The 17830-nt window shown below is 53.4% G+C and carries 19 protein-coding genes; 17 read left to right on the top strand and 2 right to left on the bottom strand.

Annotation, left to right across the window (positions count from 1 at the left end; all coding sequences use genetic code 11):
* Positions 1-4 precede the first annotated feature (4 nt).
* The 13 genes from KP806_RS07375 to KP806_RS07315 all read left to right on the top strand — a co-directional run bounded on the left by KP806_RS07375 (position 5) and on the right by KP806_RS07315 (position 10855).
* A complete protein-coding gene (locus KP806_RS07375) occupies positions 5-211 on the top strand; it encodes a nucleoside triphosphate pyrophosphohydrolase family protein (RefSeq protein WP_224722920.1) in 207 nt (68 codons plus the stop codon).
* Positions 212-415: 204 nt separating this feature from the next.
* Positions 416-607 carry a hypothetical protein gene (locus KP806_RS07370; RefSeq protein ID WP_224722919.1) on the top strand — a complete coding sequence of 64 codons (192 nt, stop codon included), beginning with the start codon at positions 416-418 and terminating at the stop codon, positions 605-607.
* On the top strand, positions 607-999 hold the full coding sequence (locus KP806_RS07365) for a hypothetical protein (protein ID WP_224722918.1): 393 nt from the start codon (positions 607-609) through the stop codon (positions 997-999). Before KP806_RS07370 ends, KP806_RS07365 begins: the two co-directional genes overlap by 1 nt.
* A gap of 69 nt (positions 1000-1068) precedes the next feature.
* Positions 1069-1491: a winged helix-turn-helix transcriptional regulator gene (locus tag KP806_RS07360; RefSeq protein ID WP_224722917.1), complete on the top strand. Its 423-nt coding sequence runs from the start codon at positions 1069-1071 to the stop codon at positions 1489-1491.
* A gap of 38 nt (positions 1492-1529) precedes the next feature.
* Positions 1530-2045, top strand: a complete 516-nt coding sequence (locus tag KP806_RS07355) for a hypothetical protein (RefSeq protein ID WP_224722916.1) — start codon at positions 1530-1532, stop codon at positions 2043-2045.
* 175 nt (positions 2046-2220) lie between these two features.
* On the top strand, positions 2221-2670 hold the full coding sequence (locus KP806_RS07350) for an ArpU family phage packaging/lysis transcriptional regulator (protein WP_224723113.1): 450 nt from the start codon (positions 2221-2223) through the stop codon (positions 2668-2670).
* A gap of 42 nt (positions 2671-2712) precedes the next feature.
* Positions 2713-2901, top strand: coding sequence for a helix-turn-helix domain-containing protein (locus tag KP806_RS07345; RefSeq protein ID WP_224722915.1), 189 nt, complete (start codon positions 2713-2715; stop codon positions 2899-2901).
* A 199-nt stretch (positions 2902-3100) separates the two neighbouring features.
* A complete protein-coding gene (locus KP806_RS07340) occupies positions 3101-3325 on the top strand; it encodes a helix-turn-helix domain-containing protein (protein ID WP_006040330.1) in 225 nt (74 codons plus the stop codon).
* 211 nt (positions 3326-3536) lie between these two features.
* Positions 3537-4220, top strand: a complete 684-nt coding sequence (locus tag KP806_RS07335) for a tetratricopeptide repeat protein (protein ID WP_224722914.1) — start codon at positions 3537-3539, stop codon at positions 4218-4220.
* A 102-nt stretch (positions 4221-4322) separates the two neighbouring features.
* Positions 4323-6077, top strand: coding sequence for a sensor histidine kinase (locus KP806_RS07330; protein ID WP_224722913.1), 1755 nt, complete (start codon positions 4323-4325; stop codon positions 6075-6077).
* Between the two features lie 106 nt (positions 6078-6183).
* Positions 6184-7764 (top strand): SWIM zinc finger family protein, encoded by a 1581-nt coding sequence (locus KP806_RS07325; protein WP_224722912.1) that lies wholly within the window; start codon positions 6184-6186, stop codon positions 7762-7764.
* Positions 7761-10655 carry a DEAD/DEAH box helicase gene (locus KP806_RS07320; RefSeq protein WP_224722911.1) on the top strand — a complete coding sequence of 965 codons (2895 nt, stop codon included), beginning with the start codon at positions 7761-7763 and terminating at the stop codon, positions 10653-10655. The genes KP806_RS07325 and KP806_RS07320 overlap by 4 nt, the downstream gene beginning before the upstream one ends.
* An 8-nt stretch (positions 10656-10663) precedes the next feature.
* Positions 10664-10855 (top strand): hypothetical protein, encoded by a 192-nt coding sequence (locus tag KP806_RS07315; protein WP_224722910.1) that lies wholly within the window; start codon positions 10664-10666, stop codon positions 10853-10855.
* Positions 10856-10974: 119 nt separating this feature from the next.
* On the opposite strand, the gene KP806_RS07310 is transcribed toward KP806_RS07315, so the two are convergent.
* Positions 10975-12123, bottom strand: coding sequence for a YfbR-like 5'-deoxynucleotidase (locus KP806_RS07310; RefSeq protein WP_224722909.1), 1149 nt, complete (start codon positions 12121-12123; stop codon positions 10975-10977).
* Between the two features lie 111 nt (positions 12124-12234).
* Between KP806_RS07310 and KP806_RS07305 the strand changes: the two genes are divergently transcribed.
* The 3 genes from KP806_RS07305 (at position 12235) to KP806_RS07295 (ending at position 15885) form a co-directional block, all read left to right on the top strand.
* Positions 12235-13212, top strand: coding sequence for a bile acid:sodium symporter family protein (locus KP806_RS07305; RefSeq protein WP_224722908.1), 978 nt, complete (start codon positions 12235-12237; stop codon positions 13210-13212).
* A gap of 65 nt (positions 13213-13277) precedes the next feature.
* Entirely contained in the window at positions 13278-15053 is a 1776-nt protein-coding gene (gene pnpS, locus KP806_RS07300; RefSeq protein ID WP_224722907.1) for a two-component system histidine kinase PnpS, read from the top strand.
* A 109-nt stretch (positions 15054-15162) separates the two neighbouring features.
* Complete coding sequence (locus tag KP806_RS07295; protein ID WP_224722906.1) at positions 15163-15885, top strand: response regulator transcription factor; 723 nt, start codon at positions 15163-15165, stop codon at positions 15883-15885.
* A 45-nt stretch (positions 15886-15930) separates the two neighbouring features.
* Here KP806_RS07295 and KP806_RS07290 read toward each other — a convergent pair whose 3' ends face one another.
* Positions 15931-16797 carry an AraC family transcriptional regulator gene (locus tag KP806_RS07290; protein ID WP_224722905.1) on the bottom strand — a complete coding sequence of 289 codons (867 nt, stop codon included), beginning with the start codon at positions 16795-16797 and terminating at the stop codon, positions 15931-15933.
* A gap of 214 nt (positions 16798-17011) precedes the next feature.
* On the opposite strand from KP806_RS07290, the gene KP806_RS07285 reads away from it, so the two are divergent.
* Positions 17012-17815, top strand: a complete 804-nt coding sequence (locus tag KP806_RS07285; protein WP_318153494.1) for a lipoate--protein ligase family protein — start codon at positions 17012-17014, stop codon at positions 17813-17815.
* The last annotated feature ends 15 nt before the right edge of the window (positions 17816-17830 follow it).

Here is a 17830-nt window from a genome sequence, read left to right as displayed (position 1 = left end):
ATCCATGAAAACAATTACTGAACTGGTTCATCAAGCTCACAACAATGCCGTTTCGAAAGGATGGTGGGAAGAAGATCGGAGCTTCGGCGAAGTGATCGCGCTCATCCATTCCGAAGCTTCCGAGGCGCTGGAAGATCACCGGAACGGCATGCAGCCGACGGAGGTCTGGTATGAGGCGGCAGACGGCAATCACACGGTTCAAATGGAATAACTCCAGAAAGCCCTGCGGCATCCCCTCCGAGCTGGCAGACATCGTTATCCGAGTGTTCGACGCATGTGGCCGGTATGGCATCGATCTAGAGGCGGCAATCACCGAGAAGATGGCTTACAACGCGACGCGACCGCAGCGGCATGGTGGTAAGGTGCTTTAATGTCGCCGTAGACTTATAAAGTAAAGGGAGTCGTTGATAGGGATATGAAGGTAGCAGAAATTCAACTCAAGAAAACTTACCACAACGGCAAAGAAGGGGAAGATTGTCGCCTGCGTTACACAATCAATTGGGACAACGCAAACGGCGTTACCTATCGCGATAATCGTACCGGACGAATCGGGAATTGCTCGGTTGATAATTTTGCGAAATGGGCCAAAGGAGAATTAAAGGGCTAATGATTATGTTTTGCGGACCGAAGATTAAGGTGCAAATTGAAAGGATTGATAGCATGAAAGAGAGCTGCCGCAAGGTGTACATTCAGGGCGTGAAGCGGTCGCTTTCAACATCTGAGGAAGAGCCGACTTGGTTCGAGATAAAGCCCGATTGGTATGACTCCGGCATCAAGGATAAAGATGGTGTGCCGCATTACCGGCTGCGTTATTGGTGCCAAAATGATAAGTGCAGGAATCAAGGGAACCAATACGTGAAGCTCGAGGATATAGAGGTCGAGTGCCACAATTGCGGTGCCATGCACAAGATCCGGACGGCTCTCGGTAAATTGGATGAAAGCGGTATGCCAGTTGCGGATCGCTACGGAAACTTTTTTAGGGCGGACGAGCTCGTTTAAGCAAGACGCTATATTTTTTTGTCTCAAAACCGAACATACGCTCGCAATCGTTAGGGAAGGAGGGCGGCTATGATTTACATTAGTACAGCGCAAGCATACCTTTTAGAGCTCATTAAAGAAAAACCAGACATGAGATACAAACCTATTTCAGAAATAACTGGATGGCCATTACGTACCATTACAGAAAGGTTTCAGGTGCTGGTTGATAAAGGCATAATTCGACGCGAGGGTAACAAGCGCTTTTTTAATCAATACATCACTGATGTTCCTTACACCGTTACACAGGACGGGTATCCGCCTGGCGCCGATCCGCAAGCAGATGGTACAGACGTCTTGCTGAAGGATCTCGCAACTTTTACACCTACTGATGAGCAGCGCCTTTTTATTCATGGGCATAAGCATCTGCCTCGTAAAGAACTGGCCCGGCGGCTCGGGATCGGGAAGCTAGAGGTTAACCTTGCGTTGCTGCAGATGGGGCTTGGCAAGAAGTAACGAAATTATTCCAAAAATTATTCCGAGGAGAGATTGATATGCAAGTAACTATCAAAGCAAATTTCAACAAGCAGACAAAGGATTCTAAAAAGCAGCTCGTTCAGTTTTATGTGAAGGGCGACGACGAGCATTTGCCAGAATTGAACATGATGTGCCGGGAAGTAGTGGAGTTGAGAATCGGTTCCATTGACTCCTTAACCGCTGAATTCGTTAAAAAAAGCCAGGACTCGAAAAAGACAGTTCTTGATTTCGTAGTTAACGGCGGTGCTTCAAATAACCATGCATTCGAATTTTACAAGTTGGCCGGAACTGATGTGGAGTTGACGATTACCGAATCGCAAATGGATATCGATGAATTCCGCGAGCAACAGGAGGCTTACCGTGAGGGAGTCCGCGGGAAGATCGACAAGGATGGAACGGTGACAGTTGATGAAGATCAAATGACGCTCGAAGAGGCTACCGCAGCCGCCGATCAGAGTGGTGATCCGATGGCTGGCGTGGGCGATGGCCTACCATTCACTTCCCTAGAAGAAGAAGGGGACGATCTCGAATGAGGAGCCGTTGGAATTGGGACTTCATCGGAGTTTGGGGTCTTGGGATACTATTCTGCGTCGCAATCTGGTTAGGTGCTTTTTGGCTCATGAGTGCAGCAATTGATTAATCATTACGCCCCGGCCGCAGCCAGGCTGGGGCACTCCCATAGCAAGGGGTGATAGAGTGCAGATGGAAATGGGGTTTGAGCTGCCGGAGCTCGACCGCAAAAGAACGCAGGCCGCGGTAGAAGCTGCTCTCGAAAAGTACAGGATTTTTAAGACGATCACTTTCGAGGAGCGAGAGGCGAGCACGACGGCCGGATATAACGAGCGTTTCCACGGTCCGACGAATACGACGAGCGACCAGACGGCCAGCATCGCCATACATAATGTCGATGTGCCTGCAGCGAGACGTGTGTATTGCACAAAGATCGAGCGTGCTGTTGCTCGTCTCCACCCGAAAGAACGGCTGCTGATTGAAGAGCGGTACATGAAAGATGACTACGTCTATGATTGGACGGTCTATCAACAGATTTTTAATCCGCCGATTAGCGCAGGAACATATACGAAGATCCGGTGGAAGGCGTTCTATAAGCTGGCGCTCGCACTGGATATCGCTATTGAGAAGACGTCGGCCGTGGAATAAGGACAAAACTCAAATGAATAGATTGAATCGAGGTGAGTGAACATGGATGAAACTAAGGGGTTCGAAAAGGAAACTTTAGAGGTGACGGACATCAAACAAATCCTCGGATGTGGAATTAACCAAGCATATAAGTTGGTTAATTCGGGGGAATTCCACGTAATCAGGATCGGCAAGAAAATCAAAGTACCTAAAGATTCATTTTATAAATGGTTCAACGGACAGGGGCAGTAATGCTCCTGTCTTTTTTGATGCAATCACTTTTTTAATTGATGCAAATTTGATGCAAATAGACGAGGTTATCACAAGTGAATAAGGGTGATGGTGAACCGCGGCGAATTGCATTCATTAGGACAAACATCAGTAAAATCAAGTTATATTCGGCTTCTTATGGTGAGAGCGAGTGAAAAGAGGTTAGGCGACATCCTCACCATTGAAGGGTAGCGACCATAAGAGCAAGTTTTTATTGACTCATCGTGAACGCGAGGTATTCGAGCTATTGGTACAGGATAAGACAACTAGAGATATAGCACAGCAACTATTCATCAGCGAGAAGACTGTCCGCAACCATATTTCGAATGTCATGCAGAAGTTGAATGTAAAAGGTCGTTCGCAAGCGGTAGTTGAGCTAATTAAGCTTGGTGAATTACAAATCTAACATAGCACTGGAGTCGGACAGCATAGCGATATGCTGTCTTGTTTTGTTTGACCGTCCATCAATTCCCCCTTACATATGAATACAGGAATAATTAGCTAGAGATAGTCATAAATTAATAGGTTTATGGTATGATAGATCCAGATTTGTACCAGAAATTTATGATCCTGATGGCAATACATGCCTGCAAACGCTCAAATATTGGGAGGATGAGATGTTAAAATTTAGTTTGTTCCTTTTATTGGCATGGTTATTCGGCAACCCGTTTATTGCCATCCTCGTGCTCCTGGTCCTGCTTTACGCACTTGACCGCAGGTATGTCGGATTAACGCCCAGTTTTTTGAAGCCGTTAAAGCGGAGGTCGAGAATCAGGAAGCTGAAGCAGCATATCGAGCAGTCGCCGAACGATGTGTCTGCCAAGCATGAGCTTGCCAGGCTGTTTATAGAGAAGAAGAGCTATAAAGAGGCTCTAAAGCTGCTGGAACCGCTGCAGCATACGCTGGAGGATTCCGCGGAGTTTTGGGACGATCTCGGCATCGCCTATCTGCAAACGGGCGATGAGAAGAACGGCGAGTCCTGCATCAAGCGGGGGCTGGAGCTGAACCCGAGAGTGAAATACGGCGCTCCGTATTTGCGGCTGGCAGCCCTGTACTCAGTCGGCCGGACCGAGCAGGCTCTGGCCTGTCTGGAAGCCTTCGCGGGCATTCAATCCTCCTCCTGCGAGGCTTATGTCCGCCTGGCGGCCATTAATAAGCAGCTGGGCCGGTCGGAGGAAGCGAAGCGCGCGATTGAAGAAGGCCTGCGGGTATACCGGATGCTTCCGCGTTACAAAAAACGTCAGGAGCGGGGCTGGGCGGTACGGCTGATCACAAAGAAGCTCACGGGCCAAGCGTCTTGAAATGGGGCGGCCGCTTTTTTTGTAACATTTGTTAGTGCCCGCCATATTGTTCATTTACGAAGATTGCTACATAATGAAGGCTATAATAGATAGAAGGGCAAGATGCGAAGAATGCAGCGCAACATTTGGTTGATGGCGATCAGCGTGATCGTCGTCATTATTCTGATCAATAATACGGCCTATTATTTTCTTACGAAGAGAACGCTGGAGAGCTCTTTCAACGAGGAGCTGCTGAACCACGCGAAGAGGCTGGAGGTTTCACTCGAGCAATCCCGTCAAGGGGCGGCCTTGTTCCAGGACCAGATCGGCAGGGAGCTGAGGACTGCGGCGATAGCGGCGCAGTATGCGTTGGATCCGGATGTGGAGAAGGTGACGAACGAGCAGCTGGCCGAGCTAAGCGAGAAGCTGGGGATCAGCCATATTACATTATTGAAGAAGCTGCCGGACGATATCGTTCTTTATAAATCGTCGGATGAATCCCAGCTGGGCAAAAGCACAAAAACATGGAAGCCTTGGTACCAGGTTTTCAATCAGTTGTTTGAGGAGCAGCCGGTATCGGTCGACTGGCTCGGCCAGACGCTTCCGAATTTCTGGAGCGGGCCTTTCGAAGTGTCTTCAACCAGTCTGGATCAGGTGAACAAATGGGGCTACTATTACGACGGCTCGACCAACTATATTACGGATCCGTACGTAGGATACGACCGGCAGGAAGAGTATGAACGAGCAACAGGCGTGCACCGGATGATCGAGAATTCGCTCCAAAGCAGCGATTCGCTGCTGGAAATCGCGTTTATCAATCCGGAAACGTTCCCCGACGGCATCAATACGATTCACCCGAACGGAGACGTGCAGGGCCATAAGGTGCAGGAGCCGATCTTTTACGGCTCGTATACGATCAAGTCCGAAAAGGACACCGAAATGGTCCAAAAGGCTTATTTGACGAAAAAAACCGTCACGCTGCGCGAAAATATAAACGGCAAGGAAATATTTAAAATGTTCATTCCCGTTTTCGTGAACGATAAGGGAATCAACATTACGAACCGGGACGGTAAGCCGATGGACAACTACGTGCTGTCGCTCACATCGGATTACCATATTATTCAGGAGAAGCTGGATTCGCAATTTTTGAATTTGAGTGTCATCATTCTCATTATTACCGCATTCAGCTTGTTGATCGCTCTGGTGGCCATGAGATCGTACAAGCAATCGCGCGATAAGGTCGTCAAAGTGACACAGGAGACGTACGTGGAAGAAATCAATCAGCTGTTTCAAGCGATTCGGGCCCAGCGTCATGATTTTGTGAATCACGTGCAGACGATCCATTCGCTGGCGGAGCTCGACAAATCCAAAGAGCTTGTTGCTTACACGAAGGAGCTGACGGGCGACATCAGGCTGATGAACGATATTATTAACATCGGCAACCCGGCGATTGCCGCGCTGGTCAGATCAAAGATTTCCCAGGCGGAAAATTATCGCATCCAGTTCAGCTGTTCGTTCACGGGGCTGAACCTGAAGGATATGGGCGTGAAGACGCTGGATGTGAACCGGATGCTCGGCAATTTGATCGACAATGCGTTCGACGAGGTGCTGGGTTATACGGAGGATCGGCGCCATGTGACGCTGGCGGGCAAGCAGACGGCCGACCATCTCGAATTTACGATTACCAATACATGCGACAAAGCGGAAGACGCGGTATCTATGCCGCTGTTCGAAGCTGGCTATACCACGAAAGAGCAGGAGCATCAGGGCCTCGGACTGTCCATCGTGAAATCGATCGTCGAGAAATACAAGGGCGATATCCAGGTGACCGCCGAGACGCCGGGCAAATTGACGTTTATGCTGAAAATCCCGCTGTAAAAAAAGAATGCGCCATACAAAACGGATTCCATTCGTGTGTATGGCGTTTTTTTTGTTATAATAGAAGGAATGCAGGTGAACGGAAGAAAGCGGGTGAACGTCAAATATGCAACTCAGTGAAAAGCTGGAAGCAGCCATGGAGCAGCAGCTTCAAGACCAGAATGCCGTCACGATTATTAAGCGGGGCTGGCAGTATTATGCCGAAGGGCTCGTCAACAGCGCAAATGCCGGCGGGCACGACAATATATACGGGGTCGTGCAGGGCTCGGACCTGTATGCGGTCATTCTCGACGCGGGCCATTTCCGCTACAGCTCATGCACCTGCCCGTATCCGGGCTTTTGCAAGCATATGGCCGCCGTCTATTTTTTGTATATCCAGCAGGAAAGCGGCCACGAGCAAGCTGAGCGCGCATATTTCCGGCTGCTGGGGTTGAGGGCGGCAAGCTCTGCGGTCAAACCTCTCCCGGAGCGTCCCGCACAAGAGCACAAGCCGGCGCCGGACGATACGGCTGACGCCGCGGAGTGGCTGGCCTGGATGGAAGAGGCCCACGGGGAAACCTGGCGCAAATGCCGCCATTCCCTGCATGCTCTGCAGCCGGTTTTATCGTCGTTGAAAGGTTTAGCCAGAGATTGGCCGAAGCCGCTGCAGCGGCTGCATTGGTCGACTGTTATCGTGTTTGTGCTGGAGCAGGCGGAGAAGGGGATTACGACGGTTGACTCCTTCAGCAGGTATTATCATGAAATGTCCTTTATCCGCATGGCAGAGCCGTGGGTGGAGCATTTAAATACGCTGATCTCGGAGCTGGAGCCGGAGAGGATGACGCCGGAGGAGGAAGCCTGGACCGATACGGTAGTCGCTCACGTGAAGTCGAGGGCGTCAAGCGGCGAGCAGCAGCTGTTCGACTGGGGTTACATGTATTTGGCTTTATGCGAGAAGCTCTCGGAAAATCGCGTCTGGTATGAACGGGAGCTCGGGTCGCTGCTGAAGCTGGCCGAAGACGAAGAGGGCCTGACGGATACAGGCTTTTTGCATACGGCTGTCGGCATGCTGTATTTCTTTGACAAACGGGATGAGCTGGCGTTGGAGCATTTTGCAAGGTCGGGCTTTGAAAGGTCGCAGCGGGTCATGTATCCTTGCGCCGCGCAGCGGATGGAAGAGGAAAATTGGGAGCTTGTGGAGCTGTGGATGGCCTTTCTCTTCGAGCGGGTGTACAAGGTGAAAAACGCCAGAACGGTCGGCCCCTTCGTCACCTTGTGCCGGAGAGCGGACCTGGACCGGCCGGAGCTGCCTGTCTGGACCGAATATATGACCCGGCTGCTGCCGCATTCCTATTCGGAGCTTTCCGACCATTGGCTGGAGCAGAAGCGCTATGACGAGTGGGCGGACTTGCAGCTGTTAATCGGTACGAAACCTGAGGATGTCGGGGCGTCGGCGCTCCGCGAAATCGGCAAGCAGGCGCCGAGGGCGCTGATGCCTCTGTACCATCATTCCGTGGAAGCGGCGATCCAGACGCGCAACCGGCAGGGTTACCGGACGGCGGTCAAGCAGCTGAAGAAGCTCGAGAAGCTGTATAAGACCGATAAAGATTCGGCCCGTTGGGACCGGTATATAGCGGGGCTCGTTCATAAGCATCAGCGGCTCAGAGCGTTTCAGGAAGAGCTGTGGAAAGGGAAAATCGTTACATGAGGACTTATATTGGCGCTCGAAAAATAGTGATAGACGGCTTTTGGCACGAGGACGAGAGCGGGGCATCCGTCATGCTTGGCGCCGTCGACCGGAAGGACGCGGCCGAAGGAAGGCTGCGCCCGCTTCTCTTCGCTTGGCACAAAGCTTCCTGGTACGGCGCCGAAGTCGAAGAGCTGACCGTGGGGGATCGGAGGCTGCTTAAGGTGCCGCCGCTGCTGGCGGTCGATTATTTGTCCTCGCCGCGGCATGTTAGGCTGCTTCAGCTGGAGTGGACGGACCGTATGCAGACGCTTATGGCGATTGCCGGACAAATCCGGGAAGCGCTTCTGGCAGGCTGGTTCATACCCGACTGGGCGAACTGGACCGAACAGAAGCGCAGCTGGAAGCCGGAAATTCCGGAGCGGGAGGAGCGCTTTCGGCTGCAGTGGGAGTCGGCTGTACGTACGGCCGCTCAAAACGGCGATCAAGGGGTCGAGAAATGGCTCGGAGGCGCGGTTGAGCAAATGATTGCCGAGCATGAAGCGGCCGCACGGGCTTGGAACGATCTCGCCGCGGCTTCCGGTGAGGCCGTGCTTAGACGGAAATCCGCCGACGAGGAGGATTGGATGATCGCCATCGGCCTGCGCAAGGATACGCTGCCGTTCCGCGCAGCGCTGCAGCTGGTCGAGCCGGGCGGCGACGGAGGCTGGCGGCTGCGTCCTGCACTGCAGGCGCGGGACGGCGGTGACTGGCTGCCGCTGCAGCGCAGTCTCGGCGAACAAGGCTGGGAGCCTGCCGCCGGCGAAGAGCGGAGCCTGCCGCCCGAATGGCTGCCTTTACTGGACGATAAGCTGCGCAAAGAGCAGCGGAAGTGGCTCGATGCGCTGCCGGAGCTGGAGGAAGAAGAGCGTCTCCGCGACAGGCTGACGGATAACGAAGCGTGGCGGTTTTTGGAGCAGGGCAGCGTCAGGTTGCTGGAGGCCGGCTGTCCCGTCCTGCTGCCCGCCTGGTGGGAGGCTGTCCGATCAAGGAAGCTGCGGCTGAAGGCGAAGATGAAGTCGTCGGTAGGTTCGGCTGCCGAGCCTATGTTTGGCCTTGACCAGATCGTCCAATTCGACTGGAAGCTTGCGCTTGGCAATGTCGACCTGTCCGAGGCGGAGTTTATGAAGCTGGCGGAAGAGAACAGGCGCCTGTTCCGGATCGGAGACGAATGGGTGCATCTGGATCCGCAGGACGTCACGCAGATCAAGCAGTGGCTGAAGCGGATGGGCAAGCGGAAAGGGCTGTCGTTCCGCGATGTGCTTGAAATGCATTTGCGCGGAGGATTGCCGCTCGAGGAAGACGAAGGGATCGATTCGGACCTGAGGGCCGAGGTCGAGCTGAACGGGCATCTGGCCGCGTGGCTGGAGCAGCTTCAGCATGCATCGCAAATTCCGCTTGCCGACATTCCGGACCGGTTCCTTGGAGAATTGCGGCCGTATCAGCATCAGGGTGTGTCATGGCTGCTTTTTTTGAGGAAATTTGGCCTTGGCGGCGTCCTGGCCGACGATATGGGCCTCGGCAAAACGATTCAATTTATGGCCTATTTGGTTTATATCAAAGAGCGCAGGCTGCAGGTGAACGGCCCTTCGCTGCTTATATGCCCTACCTCCGTCATTGGCAACTGGGAGAAGGAGTTGGAAAGGTTCGCACCGTCTCTTAATGTCGTATTGCATTACGGCGCGAGACGGGACAAAGGCGAGGCGTTCCGCTCCAGCGTCAAGGAAGCGGATTTGGTCATCACCTCCTATTCGCTGGCGCAGCTGGACGAGGAGGATTTGGCGCTTGTCGATTGGGACGCCCTTTGCCTCGATGAAGCCCAGAATATTAAAAACGTATATACGAAGCAATCTTCAGCGATCAGACGTTTGCCGTCCCACCATCGGGTGGCGCTGACGGGCACGCCGATGGAGAACCGGCTGACCGAGCTGTGGTCGATTTACGATTTTATCAACCCCGGTTATTTGGGCGCACTCGGGGAATTCCGCCAAGCGGTCGTAGCCCCGATCGAGAAAACGCGCGACGAGAAGATGATCGCGGGCCTTCAGCGGTGGGTGAAGCCGTTCATGCTCCGAAGAGTCAAGAAGGATCCGGCCATTCAGCTTTCGCTGCCGGACAAAAACGAGTCCAAAACCTATATGGCGCTGACGGCGGAGCAAGGGGCGCAGTACGAGAATATCGTTTCCGATCTGCTGGAAAATCTCGATAAGCTCGGACCGATGCAGCGCAGGGGGCTTATTCTCGCCGCGCTTACGAAGCTGAAGCAGCTTTGCGATCATCCCGCTCTGCTGGCTGGCGAGGACGGAACGGTGCTTTGGGACGTCGGGCGCTCGAACAAGGTGGAGCGGCTGCTCGAGATGTGCGAGGAAATCGCGGCGGAGGGCGAGCGCTGCCTTATTTTTACGCAGTATATCGAAATGGGACATCAGCTGAAGGAGCAGCTCGAGCACAAGCTCGGCATGCCTGTGTCGTATTTGCACGGCGGCGTTCCGAAGGCGAAGCGCGATGAAATGATCAGCCGCTTCCAGAGCCCGGAGGAGAACTGCTGCGCGTTCGTGCTTTCCTTGAAAGCTGGCGGAACCGGGCTTAATTTGACGGCTGCCAACCATGTTTTTCACTTTGACCGCTGGTGGAATCCGGCTGTCGAGAACCAGGCGACCGACCGGGCGTTCCGGATCGGCCAGACGAAGCAGGTGCAGGTCCATAAGTTCATTACGCTCGGGACGCTCGAAGAAAAAATCGATGAGATGATCGACCGTAAGCAATCGCTTAACGAGCAGGTCGTCGGCCAATCCGACCAATGGATTACCGAGCTGTCAACGGAAGATTTGAGAGAGCTGTTTTCGCTGCGCAAAACCTGGCTAAAGGGATGAGGTAATAAATGACTGGCGAGAATCTTCAGACGAAACAAGACGACCGGAATGCTGCGGAGTCCGGGACGCCGTCCGTACCGGCCGCAATAACAGAAACGCCGGAGAGTAAGGCTGCGGAAGCGGATGTCGAACGAACGAGCCGGGAATGGCGGCGGTTTTACGAGACGGTAAGGGAGATTACGCAAGGGCTGCGCGACTAACGCGTGCCCGCAGAGGAAGCCCGGAGGGTGGATGCCCCCGGGTTTGTTTTGCTATAAAAATGAAATGCGGCCAAACCTCTTCCAGCTTCATCCGGCGGATCCGATCGTCAACGAACCGTTCAAGCTTGCTGGCCGATCAGGCTTGAGTACGTCAAATCATGCAAAATGTAGGCGAGGAAAAAGATGACGCAAGGCTGCTCGTAGCGGTGCTGAATTTTGATGAGCTGATTGTAATAGGTGTCGGCGTAATGGGGGTTGTTGCGCATTTCGAGGCTGGCTTTGATCAAAGCGTCCAGCTTGTCGGCAACGTCTACCATTTCGCCCTCGTAATCGTCCGCTTTGCTGTTCACGATAAAATCGGTCATCGCCTCGCGGAAAAATGCGGGCAGCTTGCCGATCATGAGCTGTGCCGTTTCCTGCTCGTACAGCTCGAAGGCGCGTTTAATGTCCGGGTTGTTGTGCTTGAATTTGGAGACGACATCGCCGGACAGCGCTTCGGGCAAATCGTGCAGCACGGCCCTGGCCAGAAGCTTGTACAGGTCGATGCCGCCGTTGCCGAACCGCTCCTTCTCCAGCATGCCGTTGAACAGAGCCAGCGAAGCGGTCCGGAAGGAGTGCGTCGCATCGTTATCCGGCACGAGATTGTAGCTGCCGTTCCACCGCTTCACCGTATCCAGATTGACGATATAATGAATGAATTCATAGAAGCCCTCCTGCTTCTCGTATTCCTTCAGCATCCAGTCGATGGAAGGAAGGCCGGTCTTTGAAAGGCTCAGCCTAAGCTCCTGGTACTTGGCATGAAAAAATGGATTTGTTCCGTAAAGCGTCTCCCTGTGGCAGTAGAGGAAGGCATCGAACAAATCGATGGCATCGACGAGCTTCCCGGCCGGCGAATCGTCCTGAGCATTCACAATGTAATCAGCGGCGACAGGCTGCAGCGATTTCGATAAGTACGAAACGATTTCCTTGCTGAGCACCGCCTCGAAGCCGCGGATATGCTCCATGACGAGCGATTCGTTTTTGGTGACGTATTTGATCGAGCCGGTGCCCGTATTTTTCAGATCGGCCCATAGGCATCTGGCGGTTAGCTGTAATTTATTGATCGGCCGGTTAAACAGCTTCTCCTCGATGATGCCTGCCAAAATGGACAAAGCGGCGCATCTGAAGCTGTGGCTTGCGGCATTGTCTTCGAAGCGCGGAGCGTGCTCGCTCCACCGGGGCACATACTGCATCCTGATAATCGTGCCGATAAACTTGCCGTTTTTCATCGTATCACTCCTTCGGCGCCCGCGCAGGTCCGCCGTTCTTCAGAAAGTCTGCTTATGTTATTATAATGCTTATGTATGAAAACGAATAGAAATATAAATGAGGGAAACGATATGCGCAATTTCGGTTTGGCTTTTAACCGCCTTTTTGAAAAATGGATGTTTATCATCATACCGGGCTCCTTAATTCTCGGCTTTCTGTTCGCCGCCCGCCTGCAGCCGCTCATTGAGGCTGTTCCCTACTTGTTCGCTTACGTCACGCTGACGATGGCGATCGGATGCGGCATCGATCAGCTGCGCGAGGTCATGAAGCGGCCCGGCATTATGGGCTTGACGTTCCTGATCGCGCATGTCCTGTCGCCTTTGGCGGCGTACGGCCTTGGCGTGCTTGTTTTCGGAGCCGACTCGCCGTATGTCATCGGACTTGTTTTGTTTACGATTATCCCGCTCGGCGTCTCCACCGTGCTCTGGGTAGGCATGTCGGGGGGCAGCGTACCGCTGGTGCTGGCCATGGTCGTGCTCGACTCGGCGATCAGTCCGCTCGTCGTGCCCGCAGGCATTCATCTGTTCTTCAAATCGGCGGTCGAGGTGGAAGCAGCGCCGTTAATACGGGATTTGCTCGTTATTGTGGTGCTGCCTACGATTATCGGCGTTGCGCTGAACCGGATCAGCAAAGGCCGGATTCAGGGAGCCGTTCAACCGGTTGCCGCTCCGTTGTCCAAGCTTTGCTTCGTCGCCGTCGTTGCGCTTAACGCTTCGGCGATCGCGCCGCATCTGGATCAGCTGAAGCGGGATATGTTCGTGCTTGTCCCGCTGGTTGTCGTGCTTGTCGGCGTTTGTTATGCATTCGGCTATTGGGGCACCGCGCAGCTGAACAACCGCGAGCAGCAGGTGACGGTATCCTATGCGACCGGAATGCGCAACATCTCGCTCGGCATCGTGCTGGCGCTCGGCTATTTCAGTCCGCTTGCCGCCGTTCCCGTCGTGCTTTCGATTCTGATCCAGCAGCCTCTCGCAACGGTTCATCACTATGTTTTACAAAAACTTAATAAAAACAAGTCTGGCGAAACCGTTGTGCCGCATGTACGATAAACGGTGAATGCTATAACGCTTTTGCAGGCCGCGTACGGCATACAAACTGGTAAGGAGTGACCCGCATGAACAGCTTTCGTACGAGGCTGACCTTCATCATGATCGCGATGATCGCTTTGTCGGTCGGAGCTTCCGGCGTATTCATGGTAAAAACGTTCAAAGAAAACCATATTAATGCTCTCGAGGACAATATGGTCCGGGAGATGAATATTATCGCGGCCAAGATGGAATGGAAATCGGGCGATTTATCATCGCTGTATTCCCATTATTCGGAGGAAGCGATCGAGCTGAAGCGGTTTACGGGCGCGCGCGTTACCTTTATCCGCAATGACGGCGCCGTGCTTGGCGATTCGGACTGGGCGGCCTCCGAAATGGATAACCATCTCGACAGGATTGAGGTCAAGGAGGCTCTGGAACAAGGATCTGGAAGAGCGATAAGGGCAAGCGATACGGCGGATCAAAATATGATGTACGTGGCGATTCCCGTAGAAGTTGTGCCGGGCGAAGCCCCTTATATTATCAGGCTCTCGATGAGCCTGCATGAGGTGGAGCAAAGCATACGCGATCTGACGATGGTGCTGGCGCTCGGCCTGATCATTCTGTTTCTGATCGCGGCGTTGATCAGCTACCGCATCGCATCCAGCTTGACGAGGCCGCTTGAGCAGATTACGAAGGTGGCCAAACGGATCAAAAGTATGGACTATCAGGCAAGAGTCAAGGTAACGAAGCAGGATGAAATTGGAGAGCTGGGAAACGCTATTAATGCGATGGCTGACAGCCTGCAGGTGCAAATGACGCGCATTCAGCAAAACGAAAATCAGCTGGAAAGCGTGCTTGAAAATATGATTAACGGTATCGTGATGATCGACCAGAACGGCATCATTCTGCTGATGAACAGGCGAGCGGAGGAAGTGCTCGGTTTTTCGGCCCGCGAGCTTGTCGGCCGGCATTATGCGGAAGCGAAGCAGCAGTACGAATTATCGCAGATGATTCAGGAAGGGCTAAAGAAAAACACGCATCTGCGCGAGGAAATTACGTTTTATTTTCCGGAGGAGCGGCTGCTTGAGCTGAATATCGTACCGATTCATTCGAATACGAACGGGTTTTCCGGCGTCTTGCTTGTGCTGCAGGACGTTTCGGCCATTCGAAGGCTGGAGAGGATGCGCAGCGAGTTCGTCGCGAACGTCTCCCACGAGCTGAAGACGCCGATCACTGCCGTTAAAGGCTTTGCGGAAACGCTGCTTGGCGGGGCTGTGAACGACGAGGAGACGGCCCGTTCCTTTCTGCAAATCATCTTTGACGAGAGCGACCGCCTGAACCGGTTAATCGGAGACATTCTGGAGCTGTCGAAGATCGAATCGCGCCGCGTGCCGCTTGTGTTCTCGCCCGTCGAGGTAGACAGCTTCGTGACAAAATCGATCCAGCTGGTGGAAGCGGAAGCCGCGCGCAAACACATCGAGCTGACGGTCAGCGTAGAGCCCGGCTTGTATGTCGAGGCCGACGAAGATCGTCTGCGGCAAATCATTATGAACCTGCTGTCGAACGGCATCAGCTATACGCCGGAAGGCGGAAGAGTGTCGCTGAAGGTCGAGGGTATTGGTGATGACCATATCCGCTTCCAGATCAGCGATACGGGCATCGGCATACCGAAAAAAGATTTGCCGCGCATTTTCGAAAGATTTTACCGCGTGGACAAAGCGCGCTCGCGCAGCTCCGGCGGTACAGGACTCGGCCTCTCCATTGTTAAGCATCTCGTGGAGCTGCATAAGGGAACGATATCGGTCAATAGCTCCGTCGGCGAAGGCTCCACATTCAAAATCGAGCTTCCGGTGCTGCAGTAGAAAAAAGATTTACCTATTCTTCACGAAACCGTGATAAACTAAAGGTACAAGGTTTAAATATGCTGGCAGCGGTCCGAAGCGGACGATGCCGGCAATGTTGGAGGTCAATATGTCGCATAAAGTTCTTGTCATCGAAGACGAACCAACGTTAGCGCGTCTGTTGTCATACAATTTGACACAGGAAGGCTATGAAACGACGGTGATCGATCATGGAGGCGAAGGACTGCAAACCGCACTGCAGCGCAGCTTTGATCTGGTTATTCTCGATATTATGCTGCCCGGCATGAACGGCTTTGAAATTTTGACCCGTCTTCGCCAGAACGGCGTAAGAACGCCGGTCATTATTTTAACGGCGCGCAATGCGGAGGAAGAGGTCGTTCAGGGGTTGAAGCACGGGGCGGACGATTATATTACGAAGCCGTTTGGCGTCGCCGAGCTGCTGGCCCGCGTATCTGCGGTGCTGCGCCGCACCCAGCTGGACGAGAGCAAGCCTGCCGAATCGACGGAGAAGATCATTACGGCCGGCGATTTATCGATTTATCCCGAGAAGTACGAAGTGATTCTGAACGGTGAAGCGATCCCGCTGAGACCGAAGGAATTTGAAGTTCTATTGTATTTGGTGCAGCGTCCGGGCATGGTCATTACGCGCGACGATCTGATGAATGTCGTGTGGGGCTTCGACTATATCGGCGGGCAGCGGACGGTAGACGTCCATGTCAGCTCGCTCAGGAAGAAGCTGGAGCTTGGCCAGCAATCCGTCCAGATCGAATCGATCCGCGGCGTCGGATACAAGCTCGTTATGCCAAAAAAGCTCGTTTCCCCGAAAGCATAGGGAAAGCGAGCTTTTTTTGATTCAGATATAGAAAAGTAGTTCCTGCTACTGCCGGTTCCAGACGAGCATTTTCCGCTGGAACTGCTTCGGCGAGCAATCGTTATATTTTTTGAACATTTTATAAAAATGAGCCATATTCGGCATGCCGATCCGCTCTCCGACCTCCGAGATGCTTAAATCCTTTGTCAGCAATATTCTTTCGGCCCATTTCACCTTGCGGTAATTGACATATTCGGTGAACGAGAGACCGATCGTCCGTTTGAAATATTTGACAAAATAGTAATAGCTCATATTGGCGATTTTGCAAACCGCTTCGACCTGGATCCGGTCCGTCAGATGGTTCTCAACATAATCGAGCACGGGCTTTAGTCGCAGCCGCTCGAAATTGTCCTGCTCCATAAGCACCTTGCGGCTGTCGTTGCGCAGCAGCAGAAGCAGCAATTGCTTAATGAGCACGCTAACCGCAAGCTCGTATCCGGTTTCCTTGCGGGAGGCTTCGCTCAGCATTTGCTGAATGCAGGTGGCCGCCTGCCGTTTTACTTCTTCGTTCTCTTTAAAAATATAGTTCGCTTTGCTCAGCGGAAGCTGAGTCTCCAGGAAATATCTCATATAGGGGATAGTGCTCTGGTTGAAAAACGGCTCAAGGTCGAATTGAACCACGATATAATCCAGCGTGTTTGCGCTGCGGTCCCGGTGCAGCTCGGATGCGCCGATCAGCATGACATCGCCTGCATCGAGATGAAAGGCTTCGTCCGCAACGTATACGTCCAGGCTGCCCTCCAGAACGAGAAGCAGCTCAAGCTGTTTATGGTAATGCCAATTCGTATAGTCGTCTTCAACCCGCCTGGACCGAAAAATTCTTAGCGACAGCAGCGGATTCTCGTATGCGACCTTTTCGTTGTAAACTTCCAATTACTGCGTCCTCCCAGCGACATGATAGGCATCAGCTATCACGTTAGGCATTAGCTATATTGTAGTGCGGGCGGCGAGCAAAGGCAATACAGGCCGCGCAAATGGCCGGATACCGTTATAATTATAGAAGTACGGCGACAACCGCCGGCGCTTGGAAGGGAAGTGTGGATCAGCGATGGAACGAAGCGGCACAGACGAATGGGAGCTCGGTTCAATGCTTGTACTGGATCGCATGAACGATATTTCCGGCAAGGAAGCGCTGTACGCATTCGCGCTTGACGAGCTTCTGTGCAGAAGGACGGGCCGGGGAGGGGCGCCGGTATGTCATATTTGGCGTCACCCGCAAGCCTTCATCCTCGGTCTCGCGGACAGCCGGCTGTCCGCTGCGGGGGAGGCGCGGAGACAGCTGGAGAAGGAGGGCTGGTCGACCGCCGTCAGAAACTCGGGAGGGGCGGCGGTGCCTTTGGACTTGGGCGTTGTCAACGTTTCGCTCATTTTACCGAAGGACCCGGGCAAAAGCTACCATTTTCACGACGATTTCGAGCTGATGTACAGGCTGCTTCAAAAGGCGCTGGAGCCTGTGGGACGAAAGGTCGAGAAAGGCGAAATCGCGGGGGCCTATTGTCCGGGGGAATACGATCTCAGCATCGGCGGCTATAAGTTTTGCGGTATAGCGCAGCGGAGACAGACACATGCGGTCATTATCCAGGCTTTTATCGTAGCCGAAGGCTCGGGCAGGGAGAGGGCGTCACGCGTCCGCGATTTCTACGAGCAAGCCTCCGCAGGGAGCCTGACAGGCAAGCATCCGGTTGTAACCGGAGAAAGCACCGCGAGCCTGGAAGAGCTGGCGCCGGCATTGTTCGGTGACAGGGGGGCGGAGACGTTTGCGGCAGCTGTAAAGAATGCCGTTCTTTCGCGCGGATCGGCAGCAGGGGAGGATAACGGGAGCATCGGTCTCGATTTGCCGGATGAAGACGAAATCGCGGACATGACCCGCTCGCTTCGGGCAAGATATTAACCCCGGGGAACTAAG

The organism is Paenibacillus vietnamensis (assembly GCF_020169515.1).
GTDB lineage: Bacteria > Bacillota > Bacilli > Paenibacillales > Paenibacillaceae > Pristimantibacillus > Pristimantibacillus vietnamensis.
Note: the sequence above shows the minus strand (reverse complement) of the source record. Positions and strands in the feature narration are given on the sequence as shown.

Excerpts from the sequence above, each read along its gene's own strand:
- KP806_RS07375 (WP_224722920.1), top strand. The coding sequence starts at position 5 with ATGAAAACAATTACTGAACTGGTTCATCAAGCTCACAACAATGCCGTT.
- KP806_RS07370 (WP_224722919.1), top strand. The coding sequence starts at position 416 with ATGAAGGTAGCAGAAATTCAACTCAAGAAAACTTACCACAACGGCAAA.
- KP806_RS07365 (WP_224722918.1), top strand. The coding sequence starts at position 607 with ATGATTATGTTTTGCGGACCGAAGATTAAGGTGCAAATTGAAAGGATT.
- KP806_RS07360 (WP_224722917.1), top strand. The coding sequence starts at position 1,069 with ATGATTTACATTAGTACAGCGCAAGCATACCTTTTAGAGCTCATTAAA.
- KP806_RS07355 (WP_224722916.1), top strand. The coding sequence starts at position 1,530 with ATGCAAGTAACTATCAAAGCAAATTTCAACAAGCAGACAAAGGATTCT.
- KP806_RS07350 (WP_224723113.1), top strand. The coding sequence starts at position 2,221 with ATGGGGTTTGAGCTGCCGGAGCTCGACCGCAAAAGAACGCAGGCCGCG.
- KP806_RS07345 (WP_224722915.1), top strand. The coding sequence starts at position 2,713 with ATGGATGAAACTAAGGGGTTCGAAAAGGAAACTTTAGAGGTGACGGAC.
- KP806_RS07335 (WP_224722914.1), top strand. The coding sequence starts at position 3,537 with ATGTTAAAATTTAGTTTGTTCCTTTTATTGGCATGGTTATTCGGCAAC.
- KP806_RS07330 (WP_224722913.1), top strand. The coding sequence starts at position 4,323 with ATGCGAAGAATGCAGCGCAACATTTGGTTGATGGCGATCAGCGTGATC.
- KP806_RS07325 (WP_224722912.1), top strand. The coding sequence starts at position 6,184 with ATGCAACTCAGTGAAAAGCTGGAAGCAGCCATGGAGCAGCAGCTTCAA.
- KP806_RS07320 (WP_224722911.1), top strand. The coding sequence starts at position 7,761 with ATGAGGACTTATATTGGCGCTCGAAAAATAGTGATAGACGGCTTTTGG.
- KP806_RS07315 (WP_224722910.1), top strand. The coding sequence starts at position 10,664 with ATGACTGGCGAGAATCTTCAGACGAAACAAGACGACCGGAATGCTGCG.
- KP806_RS07310 (WP_224722909.1), bottom strand. The coding sequence starts at position 12,123 with ATGAAAAACGGCAAGTTTATCGGCACGATTATCAGGATGCAGTATGTG.
- KP806_RS07305 (WP_224722908.1), top strand. The coding sequence starts at position 12,235 with ATGCGCAATTTCGGTTTGGCTTTTAACCGCCTTTTTGAAAAATGGATG.
- pnpS (WP_224722907.1), top strand. The coding sequence starts at position 13,278 with ATGAACAGCTTTCGTACGAGGCTGACCTTCATCATGATCGCGATGATC.
- KP806_RS07295 (WP_224722906.1), top strand. The coding sequence starts at position 15,163 with ATGTCGCATAAAGTTCTTGTCATCGAAGACGAACCAACGTTAGCGCGT.
- KP806_RS07285 (WP_318153494.1), top strand. The coding sequence starts at position 17,012 with ATGCTTGTACTGGATCGCATGAACGATATTTCCGGCAAGGAAGCGCTG.